This window comes from Pseudomonas sp. NS1(2017), from assembly GCF_002269425.1.
Lineage (GTDB): Bacteria > Pseudomonadota > Gammaproteobacteria > Pseudomonadales > Pseudomonadaceae > Aquipseudomonas > Aquipseudomonas reactans.
This window is the reverse complement of sequence record NZ_CP022960.1, coordinates 2,442,507-2,467,873: the sequence shown is the minus strand read 5'-3', so window position 1 is coordinate 2,467,873 and position 25,367 is coordinate 2,442,507. Positions and strand designations below refer to the sequence as shown.

Annotated in this window: 21 protein-coding genes and 1 pseudogene; 9 read left to right on the top strand and 13 right to left on the bottom strand. The window is 61.7% G+C overall.

Going from position 1 to position 25,367, the window contains the following annotated elements:
* The first annotated feature begins 102 nt into the window (after window positions 1-102).
* The 3 genes from CI807_RS11695 (at window position 103) to CI807_RS11685 (ending at window position 2,335) form a co-directional block, all read left to right on the top strand.
* Window positions 103-1,005: a chemotaxis protein CheV gene (locus CI807_RS11695; protein WP_016974976.1), complete on the top strand. Its 903-nt coding sequence runs from the start codon at window positions 103-105 to the stop codon at window positions 1,003-1,005.
* Entirely contained in the window at window positions 1,002-1,484 is a 483-nt protein-coding gene (locus CI807_RS11690) for an N-acetyltransferase (protein ID WP_095014760.1), read from the top strand. Before CI807_RS11695 ends, CI807_RS11690 begins: the two co-directional genes overlap by 4 nt.
* Before the next feature lie 107 nt (window positions 1,485-1,591).
* Entirely contained in the window at window positions 1,592-2,335 is a 744-nt protein-coding gene (locus tag CI807_RS11685; RefSeq protein ID WP_095014759.1) for a YkgJ family cysteine cluster protein, read from the top strand.
* On the opposite strand, the gene CI807_RS11680 is transcribed toward CI807_RS11685, so the two are convergent.
* The 4 genes and pseudogenes from CI807_RS11680 to CI807_RS11670 form a co-directional block, all read right to left on the bottom strand.
* The gene (locus CI807_RS11680) at window positions 2,313-3,395 is read right to left on the bottom strand and encodes a methyl-accepting chemotaxis protein (RefSeq protein WP_371858005.1); all 1,083 of its coding nucleotides are present in this window, start codon (window positions 3,393-3,395) and stop codon (window positions 2,313-2,315) included. The genes CI807_RS11685 and CI807_RS11680 overlap by 23 nt on opposite strands.
* Window positions 3,396-3,614: 219 nt before the next feature.
* Window positions 3,615-3,809: pseudogene (locus CI807_RS32105) on the bottom strand (PAS domain-containing protein); the annotation flags it as partial.
* A gap of 194 nt (window positions 3,810-4,003) precedes the next feature.
* Window positions 4,004-4,774, bottom strand: a complete 771-nt coding sequence (locus CI807_RS11675; RefSeq protein WP_095014757.1) for a transporter substrate-binding domain-containing protein — start codon at window positions 4,772-4,774, stop codon at window positions 4,004-4,006.
* A 164-nt stretch (window positions 4,775-4,938) separates the two neighbouring features.
* Window positions 4,939-5,172, bottom strand: a complete 234-nt coding sequence (locus tag CI807_RS11670; RefSeq protein WP_016974972.1) for a hypothetical protein — start codon at window positions 5,170-5,172, stop codon at window positions 4,939-4,941.
* Between the two features lie 214 nt (window positions 5,173-5,386).
* Between CI807_RS11670 and CI807_RS11665 the strand changes: the two genes are divergently transcribed.
* From CI807_RS11665 to CI807_RS11640, 6 genes are all read left to right on the top strand, one after another.
* On the top strand, window positions 5,387-6,553 hold the full coding sequence (locus CI807_RS11665; protein WP_095014756.1) for an efflux RND transporter periplasmic adaptor subunit: 1,167 nt from the start codon (window positions 5,387-5,389) through the stop codon (window positions 6,551-6,553).
* Window positions 6,550-9,639, top strand: a complete 3,090-nt coding sequence (locus tag CI807_RS11660) for a multidrug efflux RND transporter permease subunit (RefSeq protein ID WP_095014755.1) — start codon at window positions 6,550-6,552, stop codon at window positions 9,637-9,639. Before CI807_RS11665 ends, CI807_RS11660 begins: the two co-directional genes overlap by 4 nt.
* 9 nt (window positions 9,640-9,648) lie before the next feature.
* Entirely contained in the window at window positions 9,649-10,326 is a 678-nt protein-coding gene (locus CI807_RS11655) for a heavy metal response regulator transcription factor (protein WP_016974969.1), read from the top strand.
* Window positions 10,316-11,680: a heavy metal sensor histidine kinase gene (locus CI807_RS11650; RefSeq protein ID WP_095014754.1), complete on the top strand. Its 1,365-nt coding sequence runs from the start codon at window positions 10,316-10,318 to the stop codon at window positions 11,678-11,680. Before CI807_RS11655 ends, CI807_RS11650 begins: the two co-directional genes overlap by 11 nt.
* A gap of 264 nt (window positions 11,681-11,944) precedes the next feature.
* Window positions 11,945-13,267 carry an OprD family porin gene (locus CI807_RS11645; RefSeq protein ID WP_095014753.1) on the top strand — a complete coding sequence of 441 codons (1,323 nt, stop codon included), beginning with the start codon at window positions 11,945-11,947 and terminating at the stop codon, window positions 13,265-13,267.
* A gap of 86 nt (window positions 13,268-13,353) precedes the next feature.
* Entirely contained in the window at window positions 13,354-14,850 is a 1,497-nt protein-coding gene (locus CI807_RS11640) for a sensor domain-containing diguanylate cyclase (RefSeq protein ID WP_095014752.1), read from the top strand.
* Window positions 14,851-14,902: 52 nt separating this feature from the next.
* On the opposite strand, the gene lpxC is transcribed toward CI807_RS11640, so the two are convergent.
* The 9 genes from lpxC to murD all read right to left on the bottom strand — a co-directional run bounded on the left by lpxC (window position 14,903) and on the right by murD (window position 25,366).
* Complete coding sequence (gene lpxC / locus CI807_RS11635) at window positions 14,903-15,814, bottom strand: UDP-3-O-acyl-N-acetylglucosamine deacetylase (protein ID WP_016974965.1); 912 nt, start codon at window positions 15,812-15,814, stop codon at window positions 14,903-14,905.
* Window positions 15,815-15,926: 112 nt separating this feature from the next.
* Window positions 15,927-17,132 carry a cell division protein FtsZ gene (ftsZ, locus tag CI807_RS11630; protein ID WP_016974964.1) on the bottom strand — a complete coding sequence of 402 codons (1,206 nt, stop codon included), beginning with the start codon at window positions 17,130-17,132 and terminating at the stop codon, window positions 15,927-15,929.
* A gap of 64 nt (window positions 17,133-17,196) precedes the next feature.
* A complete protein-coding gene (ftsA, locus tag CI807_RS11625) occupies window positions 17,197-18,459 on the bottom strand; it encodes a cell division protein FtsA (RefSeq protein ID WP_010213031.1) in 1,263 nt (420 codons plus the stop codon).
* 15 nt (window positions 18,460-18,474) lie between these two features.
* Complete coding sequence (locus CI807_RS11620) at window positions 18,475-19,344, bottom strand: cell division protein FtsQ/DivIB (RefSeq protein ID WP_016974963.1); 870 nt, start codon at window positions 19,342-19,344, stop codon at window positions 18,475-18,477.
* 4 nt (window positions 19,345-19,348) lie between these two features.
* Window positions 19,349-20,305, bottom strand: coding sequence for a D-alanine--D-alanine ligase (locus CI807_RS11615; RefSeq protein WP_095014751.1), 957 nt, complete (start codon window positions 20,303-20,305; stop codon window positions 19,349-19,351).
* Window positions 20,302-21,747, bottom strand: coding sequence for a UDP-N-acetylmuramate--L-alanine ligase (gene murC, locus CI807_RS11610; RefSeq protein WP_016974961.1), 1,446 nt, complete (start codon window positions 21,745-21,747; stop codon window positions 20,302-20,304). Before murC ends, CI807_RS11615 begins: the two co-directional genes overlap by 4 nt.
* A complete protein-coding gene (gene murG, locus CI807_RS11605) occupies window positions 21,740-22,810 on the bottom strand; it encodes an undecaprenyldiphospho-muramoylpentapeptide beta-N-acetylglucosaminyltransferase (protein ID WP_095014750.1) in 1,071 nt (356 codons plus the stop codon). Before murG ends, murC begins: the two co-directional genes overlap by 8 nt.
* Window positions 22,800-24,023 (bottom strand): putative lipid II flippase FtsW, encoded by a 1,224-nt coding sequence (ftsW, locus tag CI807_RS11600; protein ID WP_016974959.1) that lies wholly within the window; start codon window positions 24,021-24,023, stop codon window positions 22,800-22,802. The genes murG and ftsW overlap by 11 nt, the downstream gene beginning before the upstream one ends.
* On the bottom strand, window positions 24,020-25,366 hold the full coding sequence (gene murD, locus CI807_RS11595) for a UDP-N-acetylmuramoyl-L-alanine--D-glutamate ligase (protein WP_095014749.1): 1,347 nt from the start codon (window positions 25,364-25,366) through the stop codon (window positions 24,020-24,022). Before murD ends, ftsW begins: the two co-directional genes overlap by 4 nt.
* Window position 25,367 lies beyond the last annotated feature (1 nt).

Here is a 25,367-nt window from a genome sequence, read left to right as displayed (position 1 = left end):
GCCCTTGAGTTTTTCGCGAGCAAGCTCGCTCCTACAGTTTTGGGTGCACAGGTCGATAACCTTCCATAGAAGATCGTCATCCCTGATCCACAGAAGGTTTTTATGTCCACCACCAAAGCCCGCGCAGACTCACTCTCGCTTCTGCTCTTTACCTTGCGCAGCGGCAAGCTGATGGCGATCAACCTGCTGAAAGTCAGCGAAATCATTCCCTGCCCGCCGCTGACCAAGCTGCCGGAGTCGCACCCCCACGTCAAAGGCATCGCTACCCTGCGCGGTAACTCGCTGGCGGTGATCGACCTGAGTCGCGCCCTCGGCGAAATGCCTTTGGCAGATCCCGACGGCGGCTGCCTGATCGTCACCGACGTGAGCCGTTCCAAGCAGGGCCTGCATGTGCAGGCGGTGAGCAAGATCGTGCATTGCCTGACCACCGACATCCGCCCGCCGCCCTATGGCTCCGGCGGCAACCGCGCGTTCATCACCGGCGTCACCCAGGTGGAAGGCGGCCTGGTGCAGGTGCTGGATATCGAGAAAGTCATCCACGGCATCGCCCCGGCACCGATCGAAGCGGCGCCGACCGACCTGACCATGGAAGAGGCTGAAGTGCTCGGCAACGCACGCATCCTGGTGGTGGACGACAGCCAGGTCGCCCTGCAGCAATCGGTGCATACCCTGCGCAACCTCGGCCTCACCTGCCACACCGCGCGCAGTGCCAAGGAAGCCATCGACGTGCTGCTGGAGCTGCAAGGCACGGTCGAACAGATCAATGTGGTGGTGTCGGACATCGAAATGTCGGAAATGGACGGCTACGCCCTGACCCGCACCCTGCGCGAAACCCCGGATTTCCAACACCTCTATGTACTGCTGCACACGTCCCTGGACAGTGCGATGAACAGCGAAAAAGCCCGGTTGGCCGGCGCCGACGCGGTGCTCACCAAATTCTCCTCGCCAGAGCTGACCAAGTGCCTGGTGGTGGCCGCGCAAACGGTGGCGCAAAAAGGCCTGTGAGCGATTATTTCCAACTGCTGCGCCGCGATCTCACTGGCAGCCTGCCCGCTCCGCAATGGCCCGCAGGGGTGCAGTTGGACCACTACCGCGACGACCTGGCGCCAGCAATTCATGCCGTGTTGTGCCTGACCCAGGACCAGGGCGGCGGTCGCGTGCCCAACCTGGAAACCTGGCAGCACCAGTTCACCACCGATGCCGAGTTCGATCCCACCCTGTGCCTGGTGGTCAGCAACGACGACGGCATTCTCGGCGTGGCCCAGTGCTGGACCAGCGCCTTTATCAAGAACCTTTCCATTCATCCTTGCGCCCAAGGCCAAGGGCTGGGGCGTGCCTTGTTGCTGCACAGCTTCCAGGCGTTCAAGCAACGCGGCGAACCCTATGTGGACCTCAAGGTACTGGAGAGCAATGGGCGTGCTCGCCAGCTGTATGAAAGCGCGGGGATGAAATTTGTCCTGCGCGATGTGGTGCCACAGGACTGACAGACACTGGCGTGTTACTTGCTTCCAGAGAGCGAATCGGTGAACAGAGGTAAAAACCCGTCACCGTTCTTGCGTGCCCTCTGACCTAGCCCGGTGACAGATCCGCCATGAATACTCAATTTTCCTGCGTCGGTTGCGGCAAATGCTGCTCCGACCACCACGTGCCCCTGACCCTCGCAGAAGCCCGGATGTGGGCGGCGGACGGCGGTAGCGTCATCGTTCTGGTGGAAGGTTTCCTCGGCAATGGCCTGGGCCTGCCGCAGCAGCAACGCGAGCATGCCGAGCGCCGTTCGGTGGTGGTGCCCAGCGGCAATACCGAGGCGTTTGTGGCAATCACCTTTGCCGCCTACAACGCCGGTCGCTGCCGGAATCTTGACGAAGACAACCGGTGCCGCATCTATGAGCGCCGCCCATTGGTGTGCCGCATCTACCCGATGGAAATCAACCCACATATCCCGTTGAACCCCGCCGCCAAGGATTGCCCGCCGGAATCCTGGGAACAGGGGCCGGCGCTGATCGTCGGCGGTGAGCTGCTGGACCAGGAACTGGCTGAACTGATCCGCCGCTCGCGCCAGGCCGACCGCGACGATGTGCAGACCAAAGAGGCGGTGTGCGCTTTGCTGGGCATTCGCACCACGGCGCTCAAGGGCGATGGCTTTACGGCCTATCTGCCGGACATGAGTGCATTCGCCCAGGCGATCGAGTTGGCGGAGAATCAGCCTTCCGTGGCCAATGAATGGGTGTTCCATGTGTCGGGGCTGGACATCGCCGAGCAGGTGCTGGATGCCGGGGCGCAGATTGCCACCGAGGTGCCGGCCAACTATGCGTTTATCCCGCTACGCGCGGCTTAGACCAGAACTCCCGCGCCAATTGACGCAAATCCTCCGCCAACGCCGCCACATCGCTTGAGCTGAGCTGGCTTTGCTGCCCGGCGCTGACGGTGGCCTCCCCCGCGTTCCGAATGCCGACGATGTTGCGGTTGATGTCTTCGCTCACCGCGCTCTGCTCCTCCACAGCCGTTGCGATCTGCTGGCTCATGGTGGTGATTTGCGTGACTCGCTGGCTGATGCCATCCAGCGCGGCGGCGGCCCGTTGTGCTTGTTCGACGCTGGCTTCGACGTGTTCGCTACTCTGGGCCATGGCCTGCACCGCATCACGGGCGCCGTTTTGCAGGGTGCTGATCATGCGCTGGATTTCATCGGTCGATTGCTGGGTGCGTTGGGCCAGGCCACGCACTTCATCGGCCACCACGGCAAAACCGCGCCCCTGCTCACCCGCGCGTGCGGCTTCGATAGCGGCATTCAGTGCCAACAGGTTGGTCTGCTCGGCAATCGTACGGATCACCTCCAGCACGCCGCTGATCTCGCCGCTGTGGCTTTCCAATTGGTTGATCACCTCGGTGGCACGCGCGAGTTCCTGGGACAGGCGCAATACCGCATCACGACTTTGATCCACGCGCTGATGGCCTTCGCGGGTTTCGCTGCCAGCCTGGTCGGCAGCCTTGGACGCCTGCTGCGCGTGGTTGGCCATTTCGGCCACGCTGGCGGCCATCTGGTGGATCGCCGCCGCCACCTGGTCGGTCTGGGTTTGCTGACCCAGGCTGCTGGCGTGGCTGCTGTCGAGGTGCCGCACCAATTGCGCGGCATGCCCGGACAGGCGCTGAGAGGCGTCGCCGATACGGCCCACCACGGCGCCCACCTGGGCTTCGAGCATATGCAAGGCAAACTCGATCTGCCCGCACTCGTCACGACGTCCGGTATAGATCGCCTGGCTCAGGGGATTGTCAGCGATGCGGCGCGCCCGTTCTTGCAACTGGGCCAGGGGCCGCAAGATCGCCCGCACCCCCACAGCCCCGACCGAACATCCCGCCAGAAGCGCCAGTAATTGCCAGGCCAACGCGTATTCCGCCAGGCCCAGACCCAACGCCCAGGTCGCACCACAGGTGACGGCGACCCAAGCCAGCAGTTTCATGCCCATGCCGATGGCCGGCCACGTCGGGCGCTGGCCGGCTCGCAAGCGTGCGTAGACCCGCTCTGCCAGGGCAATCCTGCGGGCATCCGGCTTGGTGCGCACCGATTGATACTCCACCGTCGCTCCGTCGCGGGTGACCGGCGTGGCATAGGCGCTGACCCAATAGTGATCGCCGTTCTTGCAACGGTTTTTCACCATGCCCATCCACGACCGCCCGCCCTTGAGGGTTTGCCACATGTGGGCAAACGCCTCGGGCGGCATATCCGGGTGGCGCAGCACGTTATGCGGCATGCCCAACAGTTCGTCACGGCTGTAGCCGCTGATGTCGATGAAATCCTGGTTGGCGTAGGTCATCGCGCTGGTCAGGTCGGTGGTCGAAAGGATGTTGGCGTCGGGGGCAAAGTCCACATTCCGACCGGTGACCGGCAGATTGATCTTCATGGAGAAGCGCGCTCGTAATTATTGGAGGAGTCGGCAGGGCGTCGACTCTAAGCGCACCGAGAGGGCAAATACTGATCCAGCTCATGTTCCGCGCAATTAATTAGCCATCATTGTGGGTCCAATCGATAAGGCGCAAGGATCCGTTGGTATTCACCATTGTGCTTGAGCTGTTCGAGGGCGCGGTTGAGTTCAGTACGCAACGCAGTGTCCGTGTTGCGCAATGCGATCGCGATGCCGTCGCCCAGTAGCTCAGCGGAAACAGCAGGGCCCAGGAAGTCGAAATCCGCGCCGGCAGCGGTGTCGAGCAGTACGTTGCGGATTTCCACGGGGCCCTGCAGTGTCGCATCGATATGCCCTGCCACCAGGCTACGGACCAGTTCGTCGTTGAGCCAAAAACTTCTGATGATCACGCCTTCGCGAGCCCACTGAGACAAGGCAAAGGCTTCGCGATTACTCCCCAGCAAAACGCCGACACGCTTGCCTTTGAGTGACTTTGTAGTCGGCATGAGGCCCGAGGCCCTGTGCGCAACGAGGCGCGTAGTGAACGGGTAGAGGTTATCGGTGAAACTCACCCGGCGGCGCCGTTGAGGTGTGGAGGCAATGCCCATGATTGCATCGAATTTTCGGGCGTCAAGGTCGTCGAAGTTTTCGACCAGCACCTGATCGATCCAGGTACAGCGCACATTCAATTGCTGGCACAGGGCATTACCGAGCTCGATGTGCATGCCGACCAGTTTTCCTTGCGGATCGCGACTCTGGAAGGGAGGGAACAACGCGGCAACAGCAAAACGGATTTCGCGCCGTGGTTGATCAATGCCTGCGACGGCATCCACCGCGAGCAATAGGACAAGCGCTACACAAAGCTGTATCAGGGCCACGGGAAACGTCCTTTTCCGGAAAGAGCACCCTCCGCTCAGGCCCGATACGAAACCAGGGCAGAGCGGAAGCTGTGCAAGCTTTCAAGAAACGGTCGCACGCCTACAAGCAGAAACATCGACGGGAACTGTAGGCAATATCCGCCAAATATTACAACCGATTAATCTTAACGTTTACCCATTGAGCGACGGGTGCCCGGCGGGGCCATGCCCGGGGACTTGGTGTGGCCGTTCTTGGCTCCATTCTTGTACCAGGGCTGGGCGGCATTCTTGGCCCCAGCCAGTTCACCCGGCTTGAACGGAAACTTGAACGCCGGGATCTCGGCTTTTTCAACGCCTTCGGCGCTGGCCGGATCGACGAGGTCGGCCGCTTCAACAGGGGGTTGTGTCGGGGAAGTCATGGAAGCTCCGGAGCGTGCAAGAAATGACGCGGGACCTGCTTGCGGGCCACGCTGGCGCGCAGTATACCTGCCCGCCTCGGATCTTTAACCATCGCCTGTACGAATGGTCGGCCTTTGCTGACAGCGCCGTCAGTTAGCAGTCACCGTGCTGACCCGGTTGACCGGCTATAAAGGCCTCACACACCTCCAATCCTTTGCCCTGGCGCCTCACCCCATGCACATTCAACGAAAAACCGCCCTGATCGTGGGTGTCCTAGTGGTGTTGGCCGTTGCAGCCTGGGCACTGAGCCGCCCGGCCAAGTCCAAACTGGCGGCACCCACCGCGATTCCGGTGCGGGTGGTGAGCGTGGTGCAGCAGGACATTCCGCGCTTTGTCAGCGGGATCGGCTCAGTGTTGTCGCTACACAGTGTGGTGATTCGCCCGCAAGTGGACGGCATTCTGACTAAATTGCTGGTCAAGGAAGGCCAGTTGGTCAAGGCCGGTGACCTGCTGGCGACCATCGACGACCGCTCGATCCGCGCCAGCCTGGACCAGGCCAAGGCTCAACTGGGCGAAAGCCAGGCGCAATTGCAGGTGGCGCTGGTCAACCTCAAGCGCTACAAGGAATTGAGCGTCGACGACGGCGTGTCCAAGCAGACTTATGACCAGCAACAAGCCCTGGTCAACCAGCTCAAGGCCACCGCGCAAGGCAACCAGGCCGCAATCGATTCGGCTCAGGTACAACTTTCCTACACCCAGATTCGTTCGCCGGTCAGTGGTCGTGTCGGTATTCGCACCGTGGATGAAGGCAACTTCCTGCGCACCGCCGACACCCAAGGCCTGTTTTCCGTGACTCAGATCGACCCGATTGCCGTCGAGTTCTCCCTGCCGCAACAGATGCTGCCCACCTTGCAGGGCCTGATCGCAGCGCCCACAAAAGCCAGCGTCGATGCCTACCTGGGTGCCGACACCGATGGCCAGACCGGCGACTTGCTCGGCGAAGGCCACTTGAGCCTGATCGACAACCAGATCAGCTCCACCACCGGCACCCTGCGCGCCAAAGCTGAATTCAACAATGCCTCGCAGCGCCTGTGGCCGGGGCAACTGGTGACCATCAAGATCCAGACCGCCCTCGACAAAAACGCCTTGGTGGTGCCACCAACCGTGGTGCAACGCGGCCTGGACTCGCATTTTGTGTACCGGGTCAACGGTGACAAGGTGGACGTGGTGCCGGTGCGGGTCACCTACCAGGACAGCGACGTGAACATCATCAAAGGCGTGCAGGCTGGCGATGTGCTGGTCAGCGACGGCCAGTCGAGGCTCAAGGCCGGCGCCCAGGTGGAAGTCCTCAAGGAGCCGCCGCAGGTGATCCAGACCGTCGATGCCAAGGTGCAGCCATGAGCCGTTCGCCGTCAGCCTGGTGCGTCGACCACCCGGTCGCCACCCTGCTGCTGACCTTTGCCCTGGTGCTGCTCGGGCTCATTGCCTTCCCGCGCCTGGCAATCGCCCCACTGCCGGAAGCGGAATTTCCGACGATCCAGGTCACCGCCACCTTGCCCGGTGCCAGCCCGGACACCATGGCCTCGTCCGTGGCCACGCCGTTGGAAGTGCAATTCAGCGCCATCCCCGGCATGACCCAGATGACCTCCAGCAGTGCCTTGGGTTCAAGCCTCCTGACCCTGCAATTCACCCTGAACAAAAGCATCGATACTGCCGCGCAGGAAGTACAGGCAGCGATCAACACCGCGTCCGGCAAGCTGCCCAGCGATATGCCGAGCCTGCCGACCTGGAAAAAGGTCAACCCGGCGGACAGCCCGGTACTGATCCTCAGCGTCAGCTCCAACAGCATGCCCAGCACCGAACTGAGTGATTACGTGGAAACCCTGCTGGCCAGGCAGATCAGCCAGATCGACGGCGTCGGTCAGATCAACATCACCGGCCAGCAGCGCCCGGCGATCCGCGTCCAAGCATCGCCAGACAAACTCGCCGCCATCGGCCTGACCCTGGCCGATATCCGCCTGGCCATCCAGCAATCGAGCCTCAACCTGGCCAAGGGCGCGATCTACGGCGAGAACAGCGTGTCGACCCTGTCGACCAACGACCAGTTGTTTCATCCGGAGGACTACGCGCAGTTGATCGTGTCCTACAAGGACGGAGCACCCGTTCAACTGCGGGATATCGCCAAGGTCATCAACGGTTCGGAAAACGCCTACGTACAGGCCTGGTCCGGCGACACGCCTGGCGTCAACCTGGTGATCTCGCGCCAACCCGGCGCGAACATCGTCGAGACCGTGGACCGCGTTCAAGCCGAGCTGCCGCGCCTGCAAGCCATGCTGCCGGCGTCGGTGCAGGTCAGCGTATTGACTGACCGTACCAAGACCATTCGCGCCTCCCTGCATGAAGTGGAGGTGACGCTGCTGATCGCCATCCTGCTGGTGGTGGCGGTGATGGCGCTGTTCCTGCGCCAATTGTCGGCAACGATGATTGTGTCCAGTGTGCTGGGCGTATCGCTGGTCGCCAGCTTTGCGCTGATGTACCTGATGGGCTTCAGCTTGAACAACCTCACGCTGGTGGCGATCGTGATCGCCGTGGGGTTTGTGGTGGACGACGCCATCGTGGTGGTGGAAAACATTCACCGCCACCTGGAAGCCGGGCTCGACAAGCGCGAAGCGGCGATCAAAGGCGCCGGTGAAATCGGCTTTACCGTGGTGTCCATCAGCTTCTCGCTGGTGGCGGCGTTCATTCCGCTGCTGTTCATGGGCGGGGTGGTTGGGCGGCTGTTCAAGGAGTTCGCCCTGACGGCCACCTCGACCATCCTGATTTCGGTGGTGGTCTCGCTTACGTTGGCGCCGACACTCGCCGCGCTGTTCATGCGCGCGCCCACTCATCATGCCCACGACAAACCCGGTTTCAGCGAGCGACTGCTGGCCGGCTATGCACGTAACCTGCGTCGTGCCCTGGCCCATCAACGCAGCATGGCGGCGATCTTCGTGGTGACCCTGGCCTTGGCCGTGGTCGGCTATGTGTTTATCCCCAAGGGCTTCTTCCCCGTGCAAGACACCGGCTTTGTACTCGGCACCAGCGAAGCGGCGGCCGATGTGTCCTACCCGGACATGGTCGCCAAGCACAAAGCCCTGGCCGAGATCGTCAAGGCCGACCCGGCGGTGGAGGCGTTTTCGCACTCGGTCGGCGTGACGGGCAGCAACCAGACCATCGCCAACGGCCGCTTCTGGATCGCCTTGAAAGACCGCGGCGACCGCGATGTGTCCGCCAGCCAGTTCATCGACCGCATCCGCCCGAAACTGGCCAAGGTGCCGGGCATCGTGCTGTACCTGCGTGCAGGGCAAGACATCAACTTGAGCTCCGGCCCCAGCCGCGCCCAGTACCAGTATGTGCTCAAGAGCAACGACGGCCCGACGCTCAATACCTGGACCCAGCGCCTCACCGAAAAACTGCGCGCCAACCCGGCCTTCCGCGACCTGTCCAATGACCTGCAACTGGGCGGCAGCATTACCCACATCAGCATCGACCGCCAGGCCGCTGCGCGCTTTGGCCTCACCGCCACCGATGTGGACCAGGCGCTGTACGATGCTTTCGGTCAACGCCAGATCAACGAGTTCCAGACCGAGATCAACCAGTACCAAGTGGTGCTGGAACTGGACACCCAACAACGCGGCAAGGCCGAGAGCCTCAACTACTTCTACCTGCGCTCGCCGCTGACAGACGAGATGGTGCCACTGTCGGCCCTGGCCAAAGTCGATCCGCCCACCGTGGGGCCGCTTTCGATCAGCCACGACGGCATGTTCCCGGCCGCCAACCTGTCGTTCAACCTGGCGCCGGGCGTGGCCCTGGGCGACGCGGTGATCATGCTCAACCAGGCCAAGAATGAAATTGGCATGCCGACCACCATCATCGGCAACTTCCAGGGCGCTGCCCAGGCGTTCCAGAGTTCGCTGGCCAGCCAACCGTGGCTGATCCTGGCGGCGCTAGTGGCGGTGTATATCATCCTCGGCGTGCTGTACGAGAGCTTCGTGCACCCGCTGACGATCATTTCGACCTTGCCCTCGGCAGGGTTGGGCGCGCTGATCATGCTGTCACTGATGGGGCAGGACTTTTCGATCATGGCGCTGATCGGCCTGGTGCTGTTGATCGGTATCGTGAAGAAGAACGGCATCCTGATGATCGACTTTGCCCTGGAGGCTCAGCGTGTCAGGGGCTTGTCGCCGGAAGATGCGATCTATGAAGCCTGTGTCACACGGTTCCGGCCGATCATCATGACCACCCTCGCCGCCCTGCTTGGCGCGGTGCCGCTGATGCTCGGCGCCGGCCCCGGTGCGGAAATGCGCCAGCCGCTGGGTATCGCGGTGGTCGGCGGCCTGCTGGTGAGCCAGGCACTGACGCTGTTCACCACACCGGTCATATACTTGTACCTTGAGAAGTTTTTCCACCGGCCCACACCAACGCCTGCGTTGGTGACCACAGCTTGAGGCGGTGATATGCGCGTCCTGATTATTGAAGATGAAGAAAAAACCGCGGACTACCTGCACCGTGGTCTGACGGAGCAAGGCTATACCGTCGATGTGGCCCGCGAAGGCGTCGAGGGCCTGCACCTGGCGCTCGAAAACGACTACGCAGTGATCGTGCTCGACGTGATGCTGCCCGGCCTCGACGGCTTTGGCGTGCTGCGCGCCTTGCGTGCGCGCAAACAGACACCGGTGATCATGCTGACCGCTCGCGAACGCGTGGAAGATCGTATCCGCGGCCTGCGCGAAGGCGCCGACGACTACCTGGGCAAACCCTTCTCCTTCCTAGAGCTGGTCGCCCGCCTGCAAGCCCTGACCCGTCGCAGCGGTGGGCATGAGCCGGTGCAGGTGACCGTCGCCGACCTGTGGATCGACCTGATCAGCCGCAAGGCCAGTCGCAACGGCCTGCGCCTGGACCTGACCGCCAAGGAGTTCTCGCTGCTCAGCGTATTGGCGCGGCGCCAGGGTGAAATCCTGTCCAAGACCGCAATTGCGGAAATGGTCTGGGACATCAATTTCGACAGTGACGCCAACGTGGTGGAAGTGGCGATCAAGCGCCTGCGCGCCAAGCTTGACGGGCCGTTCGACACCAAGCTGCTGCACACCATCCGGGGCATGGGGTATGTGCTGGAGAGCCGGAGTGGCAACTAACTCCATTGCCCTGCGCCTGAGTAGCCTATTCACCCTGGTGGCGGCGCTGATCTTCCTGTTGATCGGCGGCGCGCTGTATCAACAGGTGGACCGCAGCCTGGGCTTGTTGCCGGGCGCCGAGCTGGATGCGCGTTACAGCGTGTTGGAGTCTTCGGTAAACCGTTTCGGCACGCCGGACCATTGGGTGAAGATGCAGGCCAAGCTCAAATTGTTGGGCGAGGAGGACAAACGCATCCGCTTCTGGGTCGTGAGCAGCGATCCAAACTACGAGTATGGTAACCCCGACGCACAGATCCGCGCCTTTGCCGAAGGGCCGACGGGCAAGCGCGACCTGCGCCTGCCGGGGCGCGAATATCCGCTCAAAGTGCTGGTGAGCCAGTTCCCAGCCAAGGATCAACGCCCGCCGCTGCGCTTCATGATCGCCATCGACACCGAAAACTTCCGCGCCACCCAGCACCACCTGCTGGTAGCGCTGGTCAGTCTCGCATTGGTCGGTGTGGTACTCGCTTCGTTACTGGGTTTCTGGGTCGCGCGCATCGGCCTAAAGCCGTTGGGCAAGCTTTCGGATGAAGCGCAGAAACTCGCACCGCCCAAGCTCTCCGGGCGCCTGCAACTGTCGCCATTGCCGCCGGAACTGAGCCAGTTCGTCAACTCGTTCAACTCTACGCTGGACCGCGTCGAGCAGGCCTATTCGCGCCTGGAGTCGTTCAACGCCGATGTGGCCCACGAACTGCGCTCGCCGTTGACCAACCTGATCGGCCAGACCCAAGTGGCCCTGACCCGCGGGCGGTCGGCCGAACATTACTTCGAGGTGCTGCAATCCAATCTTGAAGAACTGGAGCGCCTGCGCTCGATCATCAACGACATGCTGTTCCTGGCCAGCGCCGACCAGGGCAGCAAGGCCACCAAGCTGATCGAAAGCTCCCTGGCCGACGAAGTGGCGACTACCCTCGACTACCTGGACTTCATCCTCGAAGACGCGCAAGTCGAGGTGCAGGTACGCGGCGATGCCACGGTGCAGATCGAAAGAGCCCACCTGCGCCGTGCCTTGATCAACCTGCTGAGCAACGCGGTACAACACACCGCGCCCGGACAGGTCATCGTTGTGAACATCGAGGTGCAGGAGCATCAGGTGGCCATCGGCGTGACCAACCCTGGCGATGCGATTGCCAGCGAGCATCTGCCGCGCCTGTTCGAACGCTTCTATCGGGTGGACGCGTCGCGCAGCAACAGCGGGGCCAATCACGGCCTGGGGCTGGCCATCGTCAAGGCGATTGCCCTGATGCACGGCGGCGATGTGTTCGTGCGCAGCGACGGCGGCGGGAATACGTTTGGCATTACCCTGCCGGTCTAACGCCTGACTGTTGCGATTTGGGCAACAGTCATTATCTTGTTACACTCTGTATCGTACCGCTCGCCTGCGTTAATTTGACGCATCGATGAGCGCGACGGCAAAGGCAGTCTCCGCTTACCCGAATTTCCCTCGACTTTTTTCCAGGGCTCTACACTGGGAATCTGTCTTAAAGCCGCTGACTTCAGCGGCTTTTTTTTGCCGTAAAAAAGGCCAGGCACACCCAACGACATTGGCCGTTTTCGATTGACCAAAGGAGCTCCACCGGTGAAGAACTCGCTGACGTTCACCCCGTTATTCCTCGCGATTGCAGCAACGATTGCCCCCCTTGCCCACGCGGCAGACACCACCCCCGCCGACGGTTTTGTCGAAGGCGCCCACCTCACCATCAACACCCGCAACTACTACATGAACCGCGACCGTCGCGACATTCACACCGATGACAGCAAGGAATGGGGCCAGGGTTTTCTCGGCACCTTCGAGTCCGGTTACACCCAAGGCACCGTCGGCTTCGGCCTGGACGCCCACGCCATGCTCGGCCTCAAACTGGATGGCGGTGGCGGCACCGATGGGTCCAGCATCCTTCCGTACGGCAGTGGCAACGGCAAGGCGCCCGGTTCGTTCTCGACGGCCGGCGGCACCCTGAAAATGCGCGCGTTCGACACCGAATTGAAGGCCGGTGACCTGTTCCTCAACAACCCGGTGATCGCCGGTGGCATGACCCGCATGCTGCCGCAGACCTTTCGTGGCGCCAGCCTGACCAACCACAGCTTCGACGGCTGGATGGTCGAAGGCGGCCAGGCCAGCTTCACCAAACTCTACAACCAGAGCGGCCACCGCCGCATCGGCACCAGTTACGGTGCTCTGCCGAACAATACCGACAGTCAGCACATGAACTGGGCCGGTGTGTCGTTCAGCGGCATCGAAGGGCTGACCAGCAACCTCTATGCCTCCGAACTCAAGGATGTGTGGAACCAGTACTACTACGACCTGGACTACACCTACGCGCTGAATGACCTGGTCAGCCTCAACCCGGGCCTGCACTACTACCACACCCAGGACACCGGCCAATCCCTGCTCGGGGATATCGACAACAACACCTACAGCCTGCACTTCACCGTCGGCGTGGGAAACCATAGCGTCACTGCTACCTACCAGCGGGTCAACGGCAATACGCCGTTCGACTACATCGCCCAGGGCGACAGCATCTACCTGGATAACTCCCAGCAGTACTCCGACTTCAACGGCCCCAACGAACGGTCCTGGAAGCTCAAGTACGCCTACGACTTCGCCGGCCTCGGTATGCCCGGCCTGACCTCGGCCGTGTCCTACATCAGCGGCAAGACCGACCTGACCAAGGTCGACCCGCAAAGCCGCGGCTACAGCGCCTGGTACAGCGCCGATGGCAAAGATGCCAAACACTGGGAACGGGACATCGACCTGAAGTACGTGGTCCAGGGTGGCAAGGCCAAGGATTTGGCGGTGCGTCTGCAATGGGCGACCAATCGCGGCGGCAACGGCTATTCAGCGGTGGATCGGGATGTGGATGAGTACCGAGTAATCGTCGATTACCCGATCAACGTGTTCTGACGGACACATCTTTCTTTTTAACCAAGTATTTAATTTTCATCGGGTAGAACTAAACTGCCAGCATCCTCACCGCTGAAGTCTGCCCGATGAGTCAAACCAGTTCTCGCACCCCGCCGGCCAGCCCGGAGCTGTTTCTGATGCTGGGCAGTGGTTTCACTGTCGTCCTGATCGTGGTGATCGTCGCGGCGCTGCTGATCCGCGAGCACGCCAGCACCCTGCAGGCTGCCAAGCGCGCGACCAGCAACATCACTCAACTGATCAATGCCGACGTGCTGCGCAACGTCGAACTCTACGATTTGGCCCTGCAAGGGCTGATCGCCGCCACCACGCGCAAGGACTTGAACCAGGTGTCACCGGACATCCGGCACCTTGTGCAGTTTGATCAATCCACAGCAGCCCCCTTCAAAGGTGAGGTGCTGTTACTGGACGCCAACGGCGCGGTGATTGCAGACTCTTCGACGCTGTGGCCGACGCCGCGCAATTTCGCCAATCGCGATTATTTCCAAGCCCACCAAAGCACATCCCAGGCGGGGTTGTTCATCAGCCGGCCATTCAAGATCCACTGCGCCTGCGACCAGGTGTGGCGCATTGCATTCAGCCGCCGGGTGTCCGGCCCCAATGGCGAGTTTGCTGGGGTAGCCGTGGCGACCATGCGCTTGGCGTATTTCGATCAGTTGTTCAATCGCCTGGCCATCGGTAATGGCAGCTCTGTCAATCTGCTGAATACCCACGGCATTCTCCTGGCCCAGCAGCCCTTGCTGGAACGCGACATGATCGACAAAGATCTGAGTGATCGCCCCAACTTCAAACGTATGCTGCGCGAGGGCCAAGGCAGTTTTCGGGCGATTTCTGCCATTTCTGGCCAGGAACGGCTGTATACATTCAGCAACGTCGGAGAGCTGCCGCTGATAGTGGTGGTGGCGTTATCCGCCGATGATGTGTTCGCCCCCTGGCAACGCGCCGCGCTACTGGTCAGTAGCGCCACCGGCGTCCTCTGTATTGGGCTGTTATGGCTGACCTGGATGCTGCGCCGGGAACTGCGCCGCCGCTATCGCACTGAGCGAGTGCTGTCAGAACTGGCAGCTACCGACGCGCTCACCGGCCTGGCCAACCGCCGTATCCTCGACGAGCGCCTGCGTCTGGAATGGGATCGCGCGCAACGCTCGACCGAACCGCTGACCGTGTTGATGATTGATGTGGACCACTTCAAGGCGTTCAACGACCGTCATGGCCATCACGGCGGCGATGCAGCATTACGCACCGTCGCCCAGGTAATCGGCACCAACATCCGCCGCCCGGCCGACCTGGCCGCACGTTATGGCGGCGAAGAGTTTGCAGTAGTGCTGCCGGTGACCGACGCCCAGGGCGCCTGGGTGATTGCCGAGCATATCCGCAGCGGTATCGAGCACTTACCGAGGGTGGGAGGGGATAAGCAACCGATTACGGTGAGCATTGGCATGAGCACGTGGGACAAGCGCAGTCGACAGTCGTTGGAGGCGTTGTTGCTGAGTGCGGACCAGGCGCTGTATGAAGCCAAGCACACTGGGCGTAACCGAATTGTGGATGCTAATAATCAGGCATAAAAAAAGGCCACCCGAAGGCGGCCTTTCAAAACTAAAGAAAGAGAGTTGTTACTTACACCGCCGCAACGGGACGCATGTAAGAGATCGGTGCGGTGCTGGCATCTTCGAAGGTCACGACTTCCCAAGCGTCTGTCTGCTCAATCAACTTGCGCAGCAGCTGGTTGTTAAGGGCGTGGCCCGACTTGAAGCCTTTGAACTCGCCTATCAGGCTATTGCCCAGCAGGTAGAGGTCACCGATTGCATCGAGGATCTTGTGCTTCACGAATTCGTCTTCATAGCGAAGGCCGTCTTCGTTCAGTACACCATCCGCGTCGACCACAATGGCGTTTTCAACGCTGCCGCCGAGTGCGAGGTTGTGCTTGCGCAGGTACTCGATGTCACTCATGAAACCAAAGGTACGGGCGCGGCTGACTTCTTTTACGAACGAAGTGCTGGAAAAATCCACGCTTGCACTTTGGGTGCGGTCACGGAATACCGGGTGATCGAAATCGATCTCAAAGCTCACTTTAAAGCCTTCGAACGGGACGAAGGTGGCGCGCTTGTCGCCGTCTTCTACTGTCACTTCCCGCAGAATGCGAATGAACTTCTTGGCTGCGTCCTGTTCTTCCAGGCCGGCAGATTGAATCAAGAATACGAAGGGTCCAGCGCTGCCATCCATGATCGGGACTTCGGACGCGGAGAGCTCGACGTAGGCGTTATCGATGCCCAGGCCAGCCATGGCCGAGAGCAAGTGCTCCACCGTGTCCACTTTGACGTCACCGTTGACCAATGTGGTCGACATAGTGGTTTCGCCAACGTTTTCCGCGCGAGCAGGAATATGCACGACAGGGTCCAGGTCGGCACGCACAAACACGATGCCGGTGTCGACAGGTGCAGGCTTGAGGGTCAGGTATACCTTCTCCCCGGAGTGCAGACCTACACCTGTGGCACGAATAATATTCTTCAGGGTGCGTTGTTTAATCATGGCTTGGACCGCTTCAGCGCAAATTGCGAACTGGTATCAACAAAGGCTGGCGATAATAGCAGACCAGACCTTTGCTGAACACCAATCACCTTCATAGCCCTGATACATTCCATTAATCGGCCTGACGACGCAGGAATGCCGGGATGTCCAGATAGTCCAGATCATCTTGCGGATTCGGGCTACGGGACGCCGCAGCACCGGCCTGAGCCTGGTTGCGCATCACGGTCGGACGGTCCAGATCACGGTAGTTCACCGAAGGCAGTTCCTGGCGCGAAGGCGCTGGAGCGGCAGCCGCTTGGCTGGCGTGGCTGGCTTGGGCGTTGTGCAGAGTGTTGTCGATCACCTTCACAGGCTTCTCGATTTTTGCACCCAGGCCGGTCGCAACCACGGTTACATGCAGCTCGTCGCGCATGTCCGGATCGATCACGGTACCGACTTTGACCATCGCGTGCTCGGAAGCGAAGGCTTCGATGATGCTACCCACGTCGGAGTACTCACCCAGGGACAGGTCAGGACCGGCGGTGATGTTCACCAGGATGCCGCGTGCACCTTGCAGGTTCACGTCTTCCAGCAACGGGTTGCGGATGGCCGCTTCAGTGGCTTCACGCGCACGGTTCGGACCGCTGGCGCAGCCAGTGCCCATCATCGCCATGCCCATTTCGCTCATCACGGTACGTACGTCGGCAAAGTCGACGTTGATCATGCCTGGGCGCTTGATGATGTCGGAGATACCGCGAACGGCACCAGCCAGTACATCGTCAGCCTTGGCGAAGGCGGACAGCAGGCTTGCGTCCTTGCCCAGGATGGTCAGCAGCTTCTCGTTGGGGATGGTGATCAACGAGTCGACGCTTTCAGACAGCAGACGGATACCTTCGTCGGCGATCTGCATGCGCTTGCGACCTTCGAACGGGAACGGACGGGTCACGACTGCGACCGTCAGAATGCCCATTTCCTTGGCCACTTCGGCAATGATCGGCGCAGCACCGGTACCGGTACCACCGCCCATGCCCGTGGTGATGAACACCATGTTGGTGCCTTGCAGCACTTCGGCAATACGCTCGCGGTCTTCCAGTGCGGCTTGACGGCCGACTTCCGGATTGGCGCCAGCGCCGAGGCCTTTGGTCACCGCGGTGCCCAATTGCAGGATGGTCCGCGCGCCGATGCTTTTCAGCGCCTGGGCATCAGTGTTGGCGCAGATGAATTCAACGCCTTCAATGTTGCTCTTGACCATGTGGTTGACAGCGTTGCCGCCGCCACCGCCGACACCGATTACTTTGATAACCGGGCTTGCGGGGATGTTGTCTACGAGTTCGAACATGTTCCCTCTCCTTTCATTTCTCTAGTTTTTTCGCCTACTGCTTACAACGGTGTCGCGGTAAATCTTAAAAATTGCCCTTGACCCATGCCTGCAGACGCTCGAACAACGGCGCTTTCGCCTCGTCGTCGCTGCGGTAGCTGTCACGGTTGCTCGGGCCCGACAGGGAAATGCCGTCGGTCTGCTTTTGCAGCCCGTACAACAGCAAGCCCACACCGGTGGAATAAATCGGGTTGCGCACCACGTCGCCCAGGCCTTTGACGCCATGGGGCACGCCCAGGCGGACGGGCATGTGGAAGATTTCCTCGGCCAACTCGACCGCGCCTTCCATCTTCGAGGTGCCACCGGTCAGCACGATGCCGGCCGGGATCAGATCTTCGTAGCCGCTGCGACGCAGTTCCGCCTGGATCAGGGTGAACAGTTCGTCGTAGCGCGGCTCGACCACTTCGGCCAGGGCCTGGCGCGACAGTTCGCGCGGTGGACGGTCGCCCACGCTCGGCACCTTGATGGTCTCGCCGGCACCGGCCAGCTTGGCCAGGGCGCAGGCGTAACGAATCTTGATTTCTTCGGCGTACTGGGTCGGTGTACGCAGCGCCATGGCGATGTCGTTGGTCACCTGGTCGCCGGCAATCGGGATCACGGCGGTGTGACGGATCGCACCCTCGGTGAAGATCGCGATGTCGGTGGTGCCGCCGCCGATGTCCACCAGGCACACGCCCAGTTCTTTTTCGTCGTCGGTCAGTACCGAGTAGGCCGAGGCCAACTGCTCAAGAATGATGTCGTCGATTTCCAGGCCGCAGCGGCGCACGCATTTTTCAATGTTCTGTGCGGCGTTGACGGCGCAGGTCACTACGTGAACCTTGGCTTCCAGACGTACGCCGGACATGCCCAGCGGCTCACGAACGCCTTCCTGGTTGTCGATCACGTAGTCCTGCGGCAGGGTGTGCAACACGCGCTGGTCAGCCGGGATCGCCACGGCCTGGGCAGCGTCGAGGACGCGCTCAAGGTCGGCGGAGCTGACTTCGCGGTCGCGGATCGCCACGATGCCGTGGGAGTTCAGGCTGCGGATATGGTTGCCCGCCACGCCGACGAACGCCGAGTGGATCCGGCAACCGGCCATCAGCTGCGCTTCTTCGATGGCGCGCTGGATCGATTGCACGGTGGACTCGATGTTCACCACCACGCCCTTCTTCAGGCCCCGGGACGGATGCGTGCCAATACCGACGATTTCGATAACGCCGTCTTCCCCGACCTCGCCCACCAGCGCCACCACCTTGGAGGTGCCGATATCGAGACCGACGATCATTTTGCCGCTTTGCACGTTTGCCATGGGTCCTGCCTCTTCTTAATTCTTCGCGACAGCGGGTTGCGCTGCCGTGGGCGCAGCCGGTTCACGCCAGCCGACGGCAAGGCCGTTGGCGTAACGCAGGTCGACGCTCGCAATGTTCGTAATCTGTTCTTTCAAGGTCTTGTCATAGATGGCAATGAAGCGGCGCATCTTTTCCACCAAGCGGTCGCGTCCCAGCAACAACTGGATGCCCGGGCCGGAACTGCCTGCCCCGGTCGTCAAAAACCAGCTGCCCCGCTCACGCAGTTCCAGGCGTGCGATGGAGAAGCCCATGGGACGCAGCATCTGGCTCAAGGCCTGGTACTGCTGCATCACTTGTTGCTGCGCCCGCTGCGGCCCGAACAGCTGCGGCAGGTGCTCATAGTTGGCCAGCTCACGCGGGGTGAACGCCTGGCCCTGGTTGTTCAACAGCGCTTCGTCGCCCCAACGGGCCACGGGCAGTTGTTCTTCCAGACGGATCGTCACCTGGTCTGGCCATACGCGGCGGACCTCGGCGTGGGCGATCCACGGCATCTGTTCCAGCTCTGCGCGCATACCGGCCAGGTCGATGGTAAAGAAGCTCGCCGCCAGGTACGGGCCGATGCGCTGCTGTACCGCTTGCTGGCTGATGTAGCTCAAGTCGCCCTGCACGCTGATCTTGGTGATCGGCCGGTCGGCATACGGCAACAGACGCTGCGCGCCTTCGTAGGTTCCGAAACCCAGCACCACCAGCAACACCGGCCAGAACAGCGCCTTGAGGAAACCAAAGTTGGCTTTCGGCAGGCGCGCCGACATCGGCTCTTTAGCCACCATTCGGCTGGCACCCCGTGGCACCGGCTTGCGGCTCGGTGCTTGTGGGGGCTGATGACGAAGCGATGCGCCTTTCATGTCCTTAGCCTCTTGGCTCAATGCTGTCGGCCAGGATCGCCAGCACCAACTGCTGGAAATCCAAACCGGCCGCACGGGCTGCCATAGGTACCAGGCTGTGGTCGGTCATGCCCGGTGCAGTGTTGACTTCCAGGAACCAGAAATTCCCTTGGTCATCCTGCATCACATCTGCCCGCGCCCAACCGGCGATACCCAGCGCCTCACAGGCTTTCGCCGTGAGGTCCATCAATTCCTGTTCTTTGCTTGCGTCAAGGCCGCACGGGATCCGGTACTGGGTATCGGAAGCCAGGTACTTGGCGTCGTAGTCGTAAAAGGTGTGGGGCGTGCCCAATGCGATAGGTGGCAAAACCTGACCACGCAGGGTGGCGATGGTGTACTCGGGACCGGAAATCCACTGTTCCACCAACACTTGCGAATCGTAGGTACTTGCCGCTTTCCATGCGTCGATCAATTCGGCGGCCGAGTTCACTTTAGCCATGCCGATACTGGAGCCTTCATGGGCAGGTTTGACGATCAAAGGCAGGCCCAGTTCCTTGGCTGCAGAAATACAATCGTCTTCGCTGCACAGAACGCTGTGACGCGGGGTTGGAATGCCCAGGCTGTGCCACACCTGCTTGGTGCGCAACTTGTCCATCGCCAGCGCCGAAGCAAGGATGCCGCTGCCGGTGTAAGGGATGCCGGCGCACTCCAGCAGGCCTTGCATGCTGCCGTCTTCACCGCCACGGCCGTGCAGGATGATGAAGGCGCGGTCGATCTTCTCGGCCAGCAGGCGAGCGAGGAAGTCATCACCCACGTCGATGCCGAAGGCGTTCACGCCGGCGCTTTGCAAGGCTTCGAGCACAGCGTTGCCGGACTTGAGCGACACTTCGCGTTCAGCGCTTTTGCCGCCGAACAGCACCGCAACGCGACCGAAGTCAGCGGGTGCGATTTTGGAAAACAGGGAGCCGTAGTCGTTGGTCATTTCGACTTCCCCTTCGCAGCAGCAAACAGCGGGCTCGCCAGCAACTTAGGCGCAAGACCACCAATGTCACCGGCACCCTGGCACAGCAGGATGTCACCGGCACGCAGCAGCGGCTTGACGATCGGCGCCAGGTCTACACCACGCTCGATGTAGATCGGGTCCAACTGGCCACGCTGACGGATGCTGTTGCACAGCTTGCGGCTGTCGGCGCCCGGGATCGGTTCTTCACCGGCCGGGTACACCTCCATCAGCAACAGCACGTTGGCATCGGCCAATACATTGACGAAATCGTCGTACAGGTCGCGGGTACGGCTGTAGCGGTGCGGCTGGTAGACCATCACCAAGCGGCGCTCCGGCCAGCCACCGCGCACGGCTTTGATTACCGCAGCGACTTCGGTCGGGTGGTGACCGTAGTCGTCCACCAGCATCACGTCACCGCCTTCTACCGGCAACTGGCCGTAGACCTGGAAGCGACGGCCCACGCCGGCAAAGCGCGACAGGCCTTCGACGATGGCTTCATCGCTGACGCCTTCGTCGGTGGCGATGCAGATGGTCGCCAGGGAGTTCAAGACGTTGTGATTGCCCGGCATGTTCACCGACACATCCAGCGGCTCGCGGTCGGGACGCAGCACGGTGAAGAAGGTTTGCATGCCTTCCTGACGCACATTGATGGCGCGCACGTCGGCGTCTTCGCTGAAGCCGTAGGTCACGGTCGGACGCTTGACCAGTGGCAGGATTTCACGCACCACCGGATCGTCCAGGCACACCACGGCCAGACCGTAGAACGGCAGGTTGTGCAGGAACTCGACGAAGGTTTTCTTCAGTTTGTTGAAGTCACCGTCGTAGGTCGCCATGTGGTCTTCGTCGATGTTGGTGACGACAGCGACCAGCGGTTGCAGGTGCAGGAAGCTCGCGTCGCTTTCATCGGCTTCGGCGATCAGGTAACGGCTGGTGCCTAATTGTGCGTTGGTGCCGGCTGCATTCAGGCGGCCACCGATGACGAACGTCGGGTCCAGGCCACCGGCTGCGAACACCGAGGCGATCAGGCTGGTGGTGGTGGTTTTGCCGTGGGTACCGGCGACGGCGATGCCGTGGCGATAACGCATCAGCTCGGCCAGCATCTCGGCGCGTGGCACCACGGGAATGCGGCGCTCAAGGGCAGTGGCCACTTCCGGGTTGGAGGTGTTCACGGCGCTGGACACCACCAGCACGTCGGCCTCGGCGGCGTTCTCGGCACGGTGGCCGATAAAGATCTGTGCACCGAAGGTTTTCAGGCGATCGGTGACCGGCGACTCTTTCAAGTCAGAGCCGGACACCTGGTAGCCCAGGTTCAGCAACACTTCGGCAATGCCGCACATGCCCACGCCGCCGATACCGACGAAGTGGATACGACGGATGCGGCGCATTTCCGGTTGCGGCATGGCTTTCTGATTCTCAACCATGGGCCACCTCCAGGCAGATATCGACCACGGTGCGGGTTGCGTCAGGTTTGGCCAGGCGGCTTGCGGTGCTCGCCATGTTATTGAGTCGTTCCGGTTGCATCAAAACCTCAGTCAGGCGTGCGGCCAAATCGGCGGCGCCAGTCGTTCTTTGCGGCAGCAGGAAGGCAGCGCCCTCCCCGGCCAAATATTCGGCGTTGCGGGTCTGGTGATCGTCGATCGCGTGGGGCAAAGGCACCAGCAAGGACGGCAGACCGGCGGCAGCCAGTTCACTGACGGTCAGCGCACCGGAGCGGCAGACCACCAGGTCGGCCCAGCCATAGGCGTGGGCCATGTCTTTGATGAAGGGCTGTACGTTCGCCTCCACACCGGCTTCGCGATAACGCGTGGCGGTGACTTCACCGTGATCTTTGCCAGCCTGATGGAAGACTTCCGGGCGCAATTCCACAGGGAGTTGCGCCAGGGCTTCCGGCAGCAGTTTGTTCAACGGCTCGGAGCCCAGGCTGCCGCCCATGACCAGCAGGTGCGGCTTGCGCCCTTCCAGTGCTTCACGGGCGATGTCCATGAACAGTTCGGTACGCACCGGGTTGCCAGTGGTGCGTAGCTTGTCCGAGGCACCAAAGGTTTTCGGAAACGCTTCACACACCCGCGCAGCCAATGGAACCAGCAGGCGGTTGGCAGTGCCTGCGACGGCGTTTTGCTCATGCACGATCACCGGCACACCGGCGAGCTTGGCGGCGACACCACCAGGACCGGTCACATACCCACCAAAACCGAGGACACACACCGGCTTCAGTTCACGAATAACTTTGCGCGCCTGCCACACCGCCTTGAGCAACACGAACGGCGCCTTGAGCAGGGACAACTTGCCCTTGCCACGCAAGCCCGTGACGTTGATCAGGTGCAGTGGCAAACCGGCATTCGGCACGAGTTCGTTTTCGATGCCACGCGGCGTGCCCAACCAGTGCACGCTGTAGCCACGGTTCTGGAATTCCCGCGCACAGGCCAGGGCCGGGAACACATGGCCCCCGGTGCCGCCCGCCATGATCAGCACGTTAGCGCCCATGGGTCGGCTCCTCGGCGAAGTCGCTTTCGCTGAACTCCATCTCTTCGCTGCCCAGGTGGGTGCGACTCTCCCACTCGATGCGCAGCAACAAGCCCAGGCACGCGCAGCAGATCACCAACGAACTGCCGCCATAACTGAGGAACGGCAAGGTCAGGCCTTTGGTCGGCAGCAGACCGACGTTCACCCCGATGTTGATCAGGAACTGGCCGATCCACAGGAACGACAAGCCGTACGCCACATAAGCAGCGAAATACTGTTTGGCCTTCTCGGCCCACAGGCCGATGTACATGCCGCGCACACACACGAACACGAACAGTGCGACGGTGCACAGCGAACCGACCACGCCCAGCTCTTCGGCGAGTACCGAGAACACGAAGTCGGTGTGGGCTTCCGGCAGGTAGAACTGCTTCTGCACGCTGTTGCCCAGGCCCACGCCCAGCCACTCGCCGCGACCGAAGGCGATCAGCGCCTGGGTCAACTGGTAGCCGGAACCGAACTGGTCGGACCAGGGGTCGGTAAAGGTAATCAGACGCGCCATCCGGTAGGGTTGCGCCTGCACCAGGATGGTCACGGCCGCCACGGCAAGCACCACCATCAAGGTGAAGCGGAACAGGCCTACGCCACCGAGAAACAGCATCGCCGCCGCTGCGCCCATCATCACGACGGTGGCACCGAAGTCCGGCTCCATCAGCAACAGGCCAGCCATCGGCAACAGCACGATGAACGGCTTGAAGAAGCCCATCCAGCTTTCACGCACTTCTTTCTGGCGACGCACCAGGTAGCCGGCCAGGTAAATCACCACGAACACCTTGGCGATTTCAGACGGCTGCACGTTGAACGCGCCGAAGCCGATCCAGCGCATCGAACCGTTCACCTCCCGGCCGATGCCGGGCAGAATCACCATGATCAGCAGACCGAACGCACCGATCAGCATCAGCCAACCCAGGCGCTGCCAGGTGGCGATCGGGATCATCATAGTGACGATGCACGCGCCGAGGCCGATCACCAGGTACACCAGGTGACGGATCATCATGTACAGGGTGTTGCCCGACTGCACGGCCGCCACTTCGGACGAAGCCGAGGTGATCATCACCAGGCCCAGGCCCAACAGCGCCAGGCAACCGGCGAGCATCGGGAAATCGAGGTCGATACCGCGCCCTGTAATGATCGGCGATGGGTACGGCTTGATGATGTTCCGGAAATTGATACTCATGCCAAGGCCTCCACGGCGGCGGCGAACAGCTGGCCGCGCTCTTCGTAGTTCTTGAACATGTCGAAACTGGCGCACGCCGGCGACAGCAGCACCGCATCGCCCGGCTGGGCCAGGGTTTTGCATTGCGCGATGGCGTCGTCCAGGGAGGTGGCGCGCACTTGCGGCACAGCATCGCCCAGGGCGGCGGCGATCAAATCGGAATCGCGGCCCATCAGCACCACGGCGCGGCAATGCTCGGCAACCGGGCCTTTGAGGTCCTTGAAGTCGGCACCCTTGCCGTCGCCACCGGCGATCAGCACCAGCTTGCCTTCGATATCGGCGCCAAGGCCTTCGATAGCCGCCAGGGCCGCACCGACGTTGGTGGCCTTGGAATCGTTGTAATAGCTGACGCCGTCGAGATCGCGCACCCACTGGCAGCGATGTTCCAGGCCGCCGAAGGTACGCAGGGCCGACAGCATGGCGTCGAACGGCAGCCCAACGGCATGCCCCAGTGCCAATGCCGCCAGGGCGTTGGACTGGTTATGGGCGCCACGGATTTTCAGCTCGCGCACCGGCATCAGGTTCTGGAATTCGAAGGCCAGGTATTTCTCGCCGTTCTCTTCGCGAATGCCGAAGGCTTTGAAGTCGGGTTTGCTCAGGCCGAAGGTCCAGCATGGCAGGCCCTCGCCCATCAGCGGACGGCTCAGCGCATCCTGACGGTTAACCACTACTTGCTTGGCACCCCGGAAGATCCGGTGCTTGGCCAAGTGATAAGCCGGCAGACCGCTGTAGCGGTCCATGTGGTCTTCACTCACGTTCAACACGGTGGCCACTTCGGCACCGAGGTCGTGGGTGGTCTCCAACTGGAAGCTCGACAGCTCCATCACGTACAGCTCGACGTCGTCGTTGAGCAAATCCAGCGCCGGAGTGCCGAGGTTACCGCCCACCGCCACGCGCTTGCCGGCCGCAGCCGCCATCTCGCCGACCAGGGTGGTCACGGTGCTTTTTGCGTTGGAACCGCTGATGGCCACGATCGGCGCCTGCGCGTTGCGCGCGAACAGGTCGATGTCGCCGGACAGCTTCACGCCACGGGCAGCGGCGGCTTGCAGGGCCGGGGTCGCGATGGCCAGGCCAGGGCTCACGTAGAGCTCGTCGGCGCGGCACAGAAACTCGACATCCAACTCGCCACAACGCACTTCCACGTGCGGGTAGTCACGGCGCAGCGTGACCAGCTCCGGTGGATTTTCCCGCGTATCAGCCACGGCAAACGGCCTGCCCCGGTTCGCCAGGAAGCGAACCAGGGACATGCCGCTCTTGCCGAGGCCGACAACGATGCGGAAGTGGTCTGAAGCGATCAGGGACACT

Coding starts and splice junctions, on each gene's coding strand:
- CI807_RS11695 (WP_016974976.1), top strand. CDS start 103: ATGTCCACCACCAAAGCCCGCGCAGACTCACTCTCGCTTCTGCTCTTT.
- CI807_RS11685 (WP_095014759.1), top strand. CDS start 1,592: ATGAATACTCAATTTTCCTGCGTCGGTTGCGGCAAATGCTGCTCCGAC.
- CI807_RS11670 (WP_016974972.1), bottom strand. CDS start 5,172: ATGACTTCCCCGACACAACCCCCTGTTGAAGCGGCCGACCTCGTCGAT.
- CI807_RS11665 (WP_095014756.1), top strand. CDS start 5,387: ATGCACATTCAACGAAAAACCGCCCTGATCGTGGGTGTCCTAGTGGTG.
- CI807_RS11660 (WP_095014755.1), top strand. CDS start 6,550: ATGAGCCGTTCGCCGTCAGCCTGGTGCGTCGACCACCCGGTCGCCACC.
- CI807_RS11655 (WP_016974969.1), top strand. CDS start 9,649: ATGCGCGTCCTGATTATTGAAGATGAAGAAAAAACCGCGGACTACCTG.
- CI807_RS11640 (WP_095014752.1), top strand. CDS start 13,354: ATGAGTCAAACCAGTTCTCGCACCCCGCCGGCCAGCCCGGAGCTGTTT.
- lpxC (WP_016974965.1), bottom strand. CDS start 15,814: ATGATTAAACAACGCACCCTGAAGAATATTATTCGTGCCACAGGTGTA.
- ftsZ (WP_016974964.1), bottom strand. CDS start 17,132: ATGTTCGAACTCGTAGACAACATCCCCGCAAGCCCGGTTATCAAAGTA.
- ftsA (WP_010213031.1), bottom strand. CDS start 18,459: ATGGCAAACGTGCAAAGCGGCAAAATGATCGTCGGTCTCGATATCGGC.
- CI807_RS11620 (WP_016974963.1), bottom strand. CDS start 19,344: ATGAAAGGCGCATCGCTTCGTCATCAGCCCCCACAAGCACCGAGCCGC.
- CI807_RS11615 (WP_095014751.1), bottom strand. CDS start 20,305: ATGACCAACGACTACGGCTCCCTGTTTTCCAAAATCGCACCCGCTGAC.
- murC (WP_016974961.1), bottom strand. CDS start 21,747: ATGGTTGAGAATCAGAAAGCCATGCCGCAACCGGAAATGCGCCGCATC.
- murG (WP_095014750.1), bottom strand. CDS start 22,810: ATGGGCGCTAACGTGCTGATCATGGCGGGCGGCACCGGGGGCCATGTG.
- ftsW (WP_016974959.1), bottom strand. CDS start 24,023: ATGAGTATCAATTTCCGGAACATCATCAAGCCGTACCCATCGCCGATC.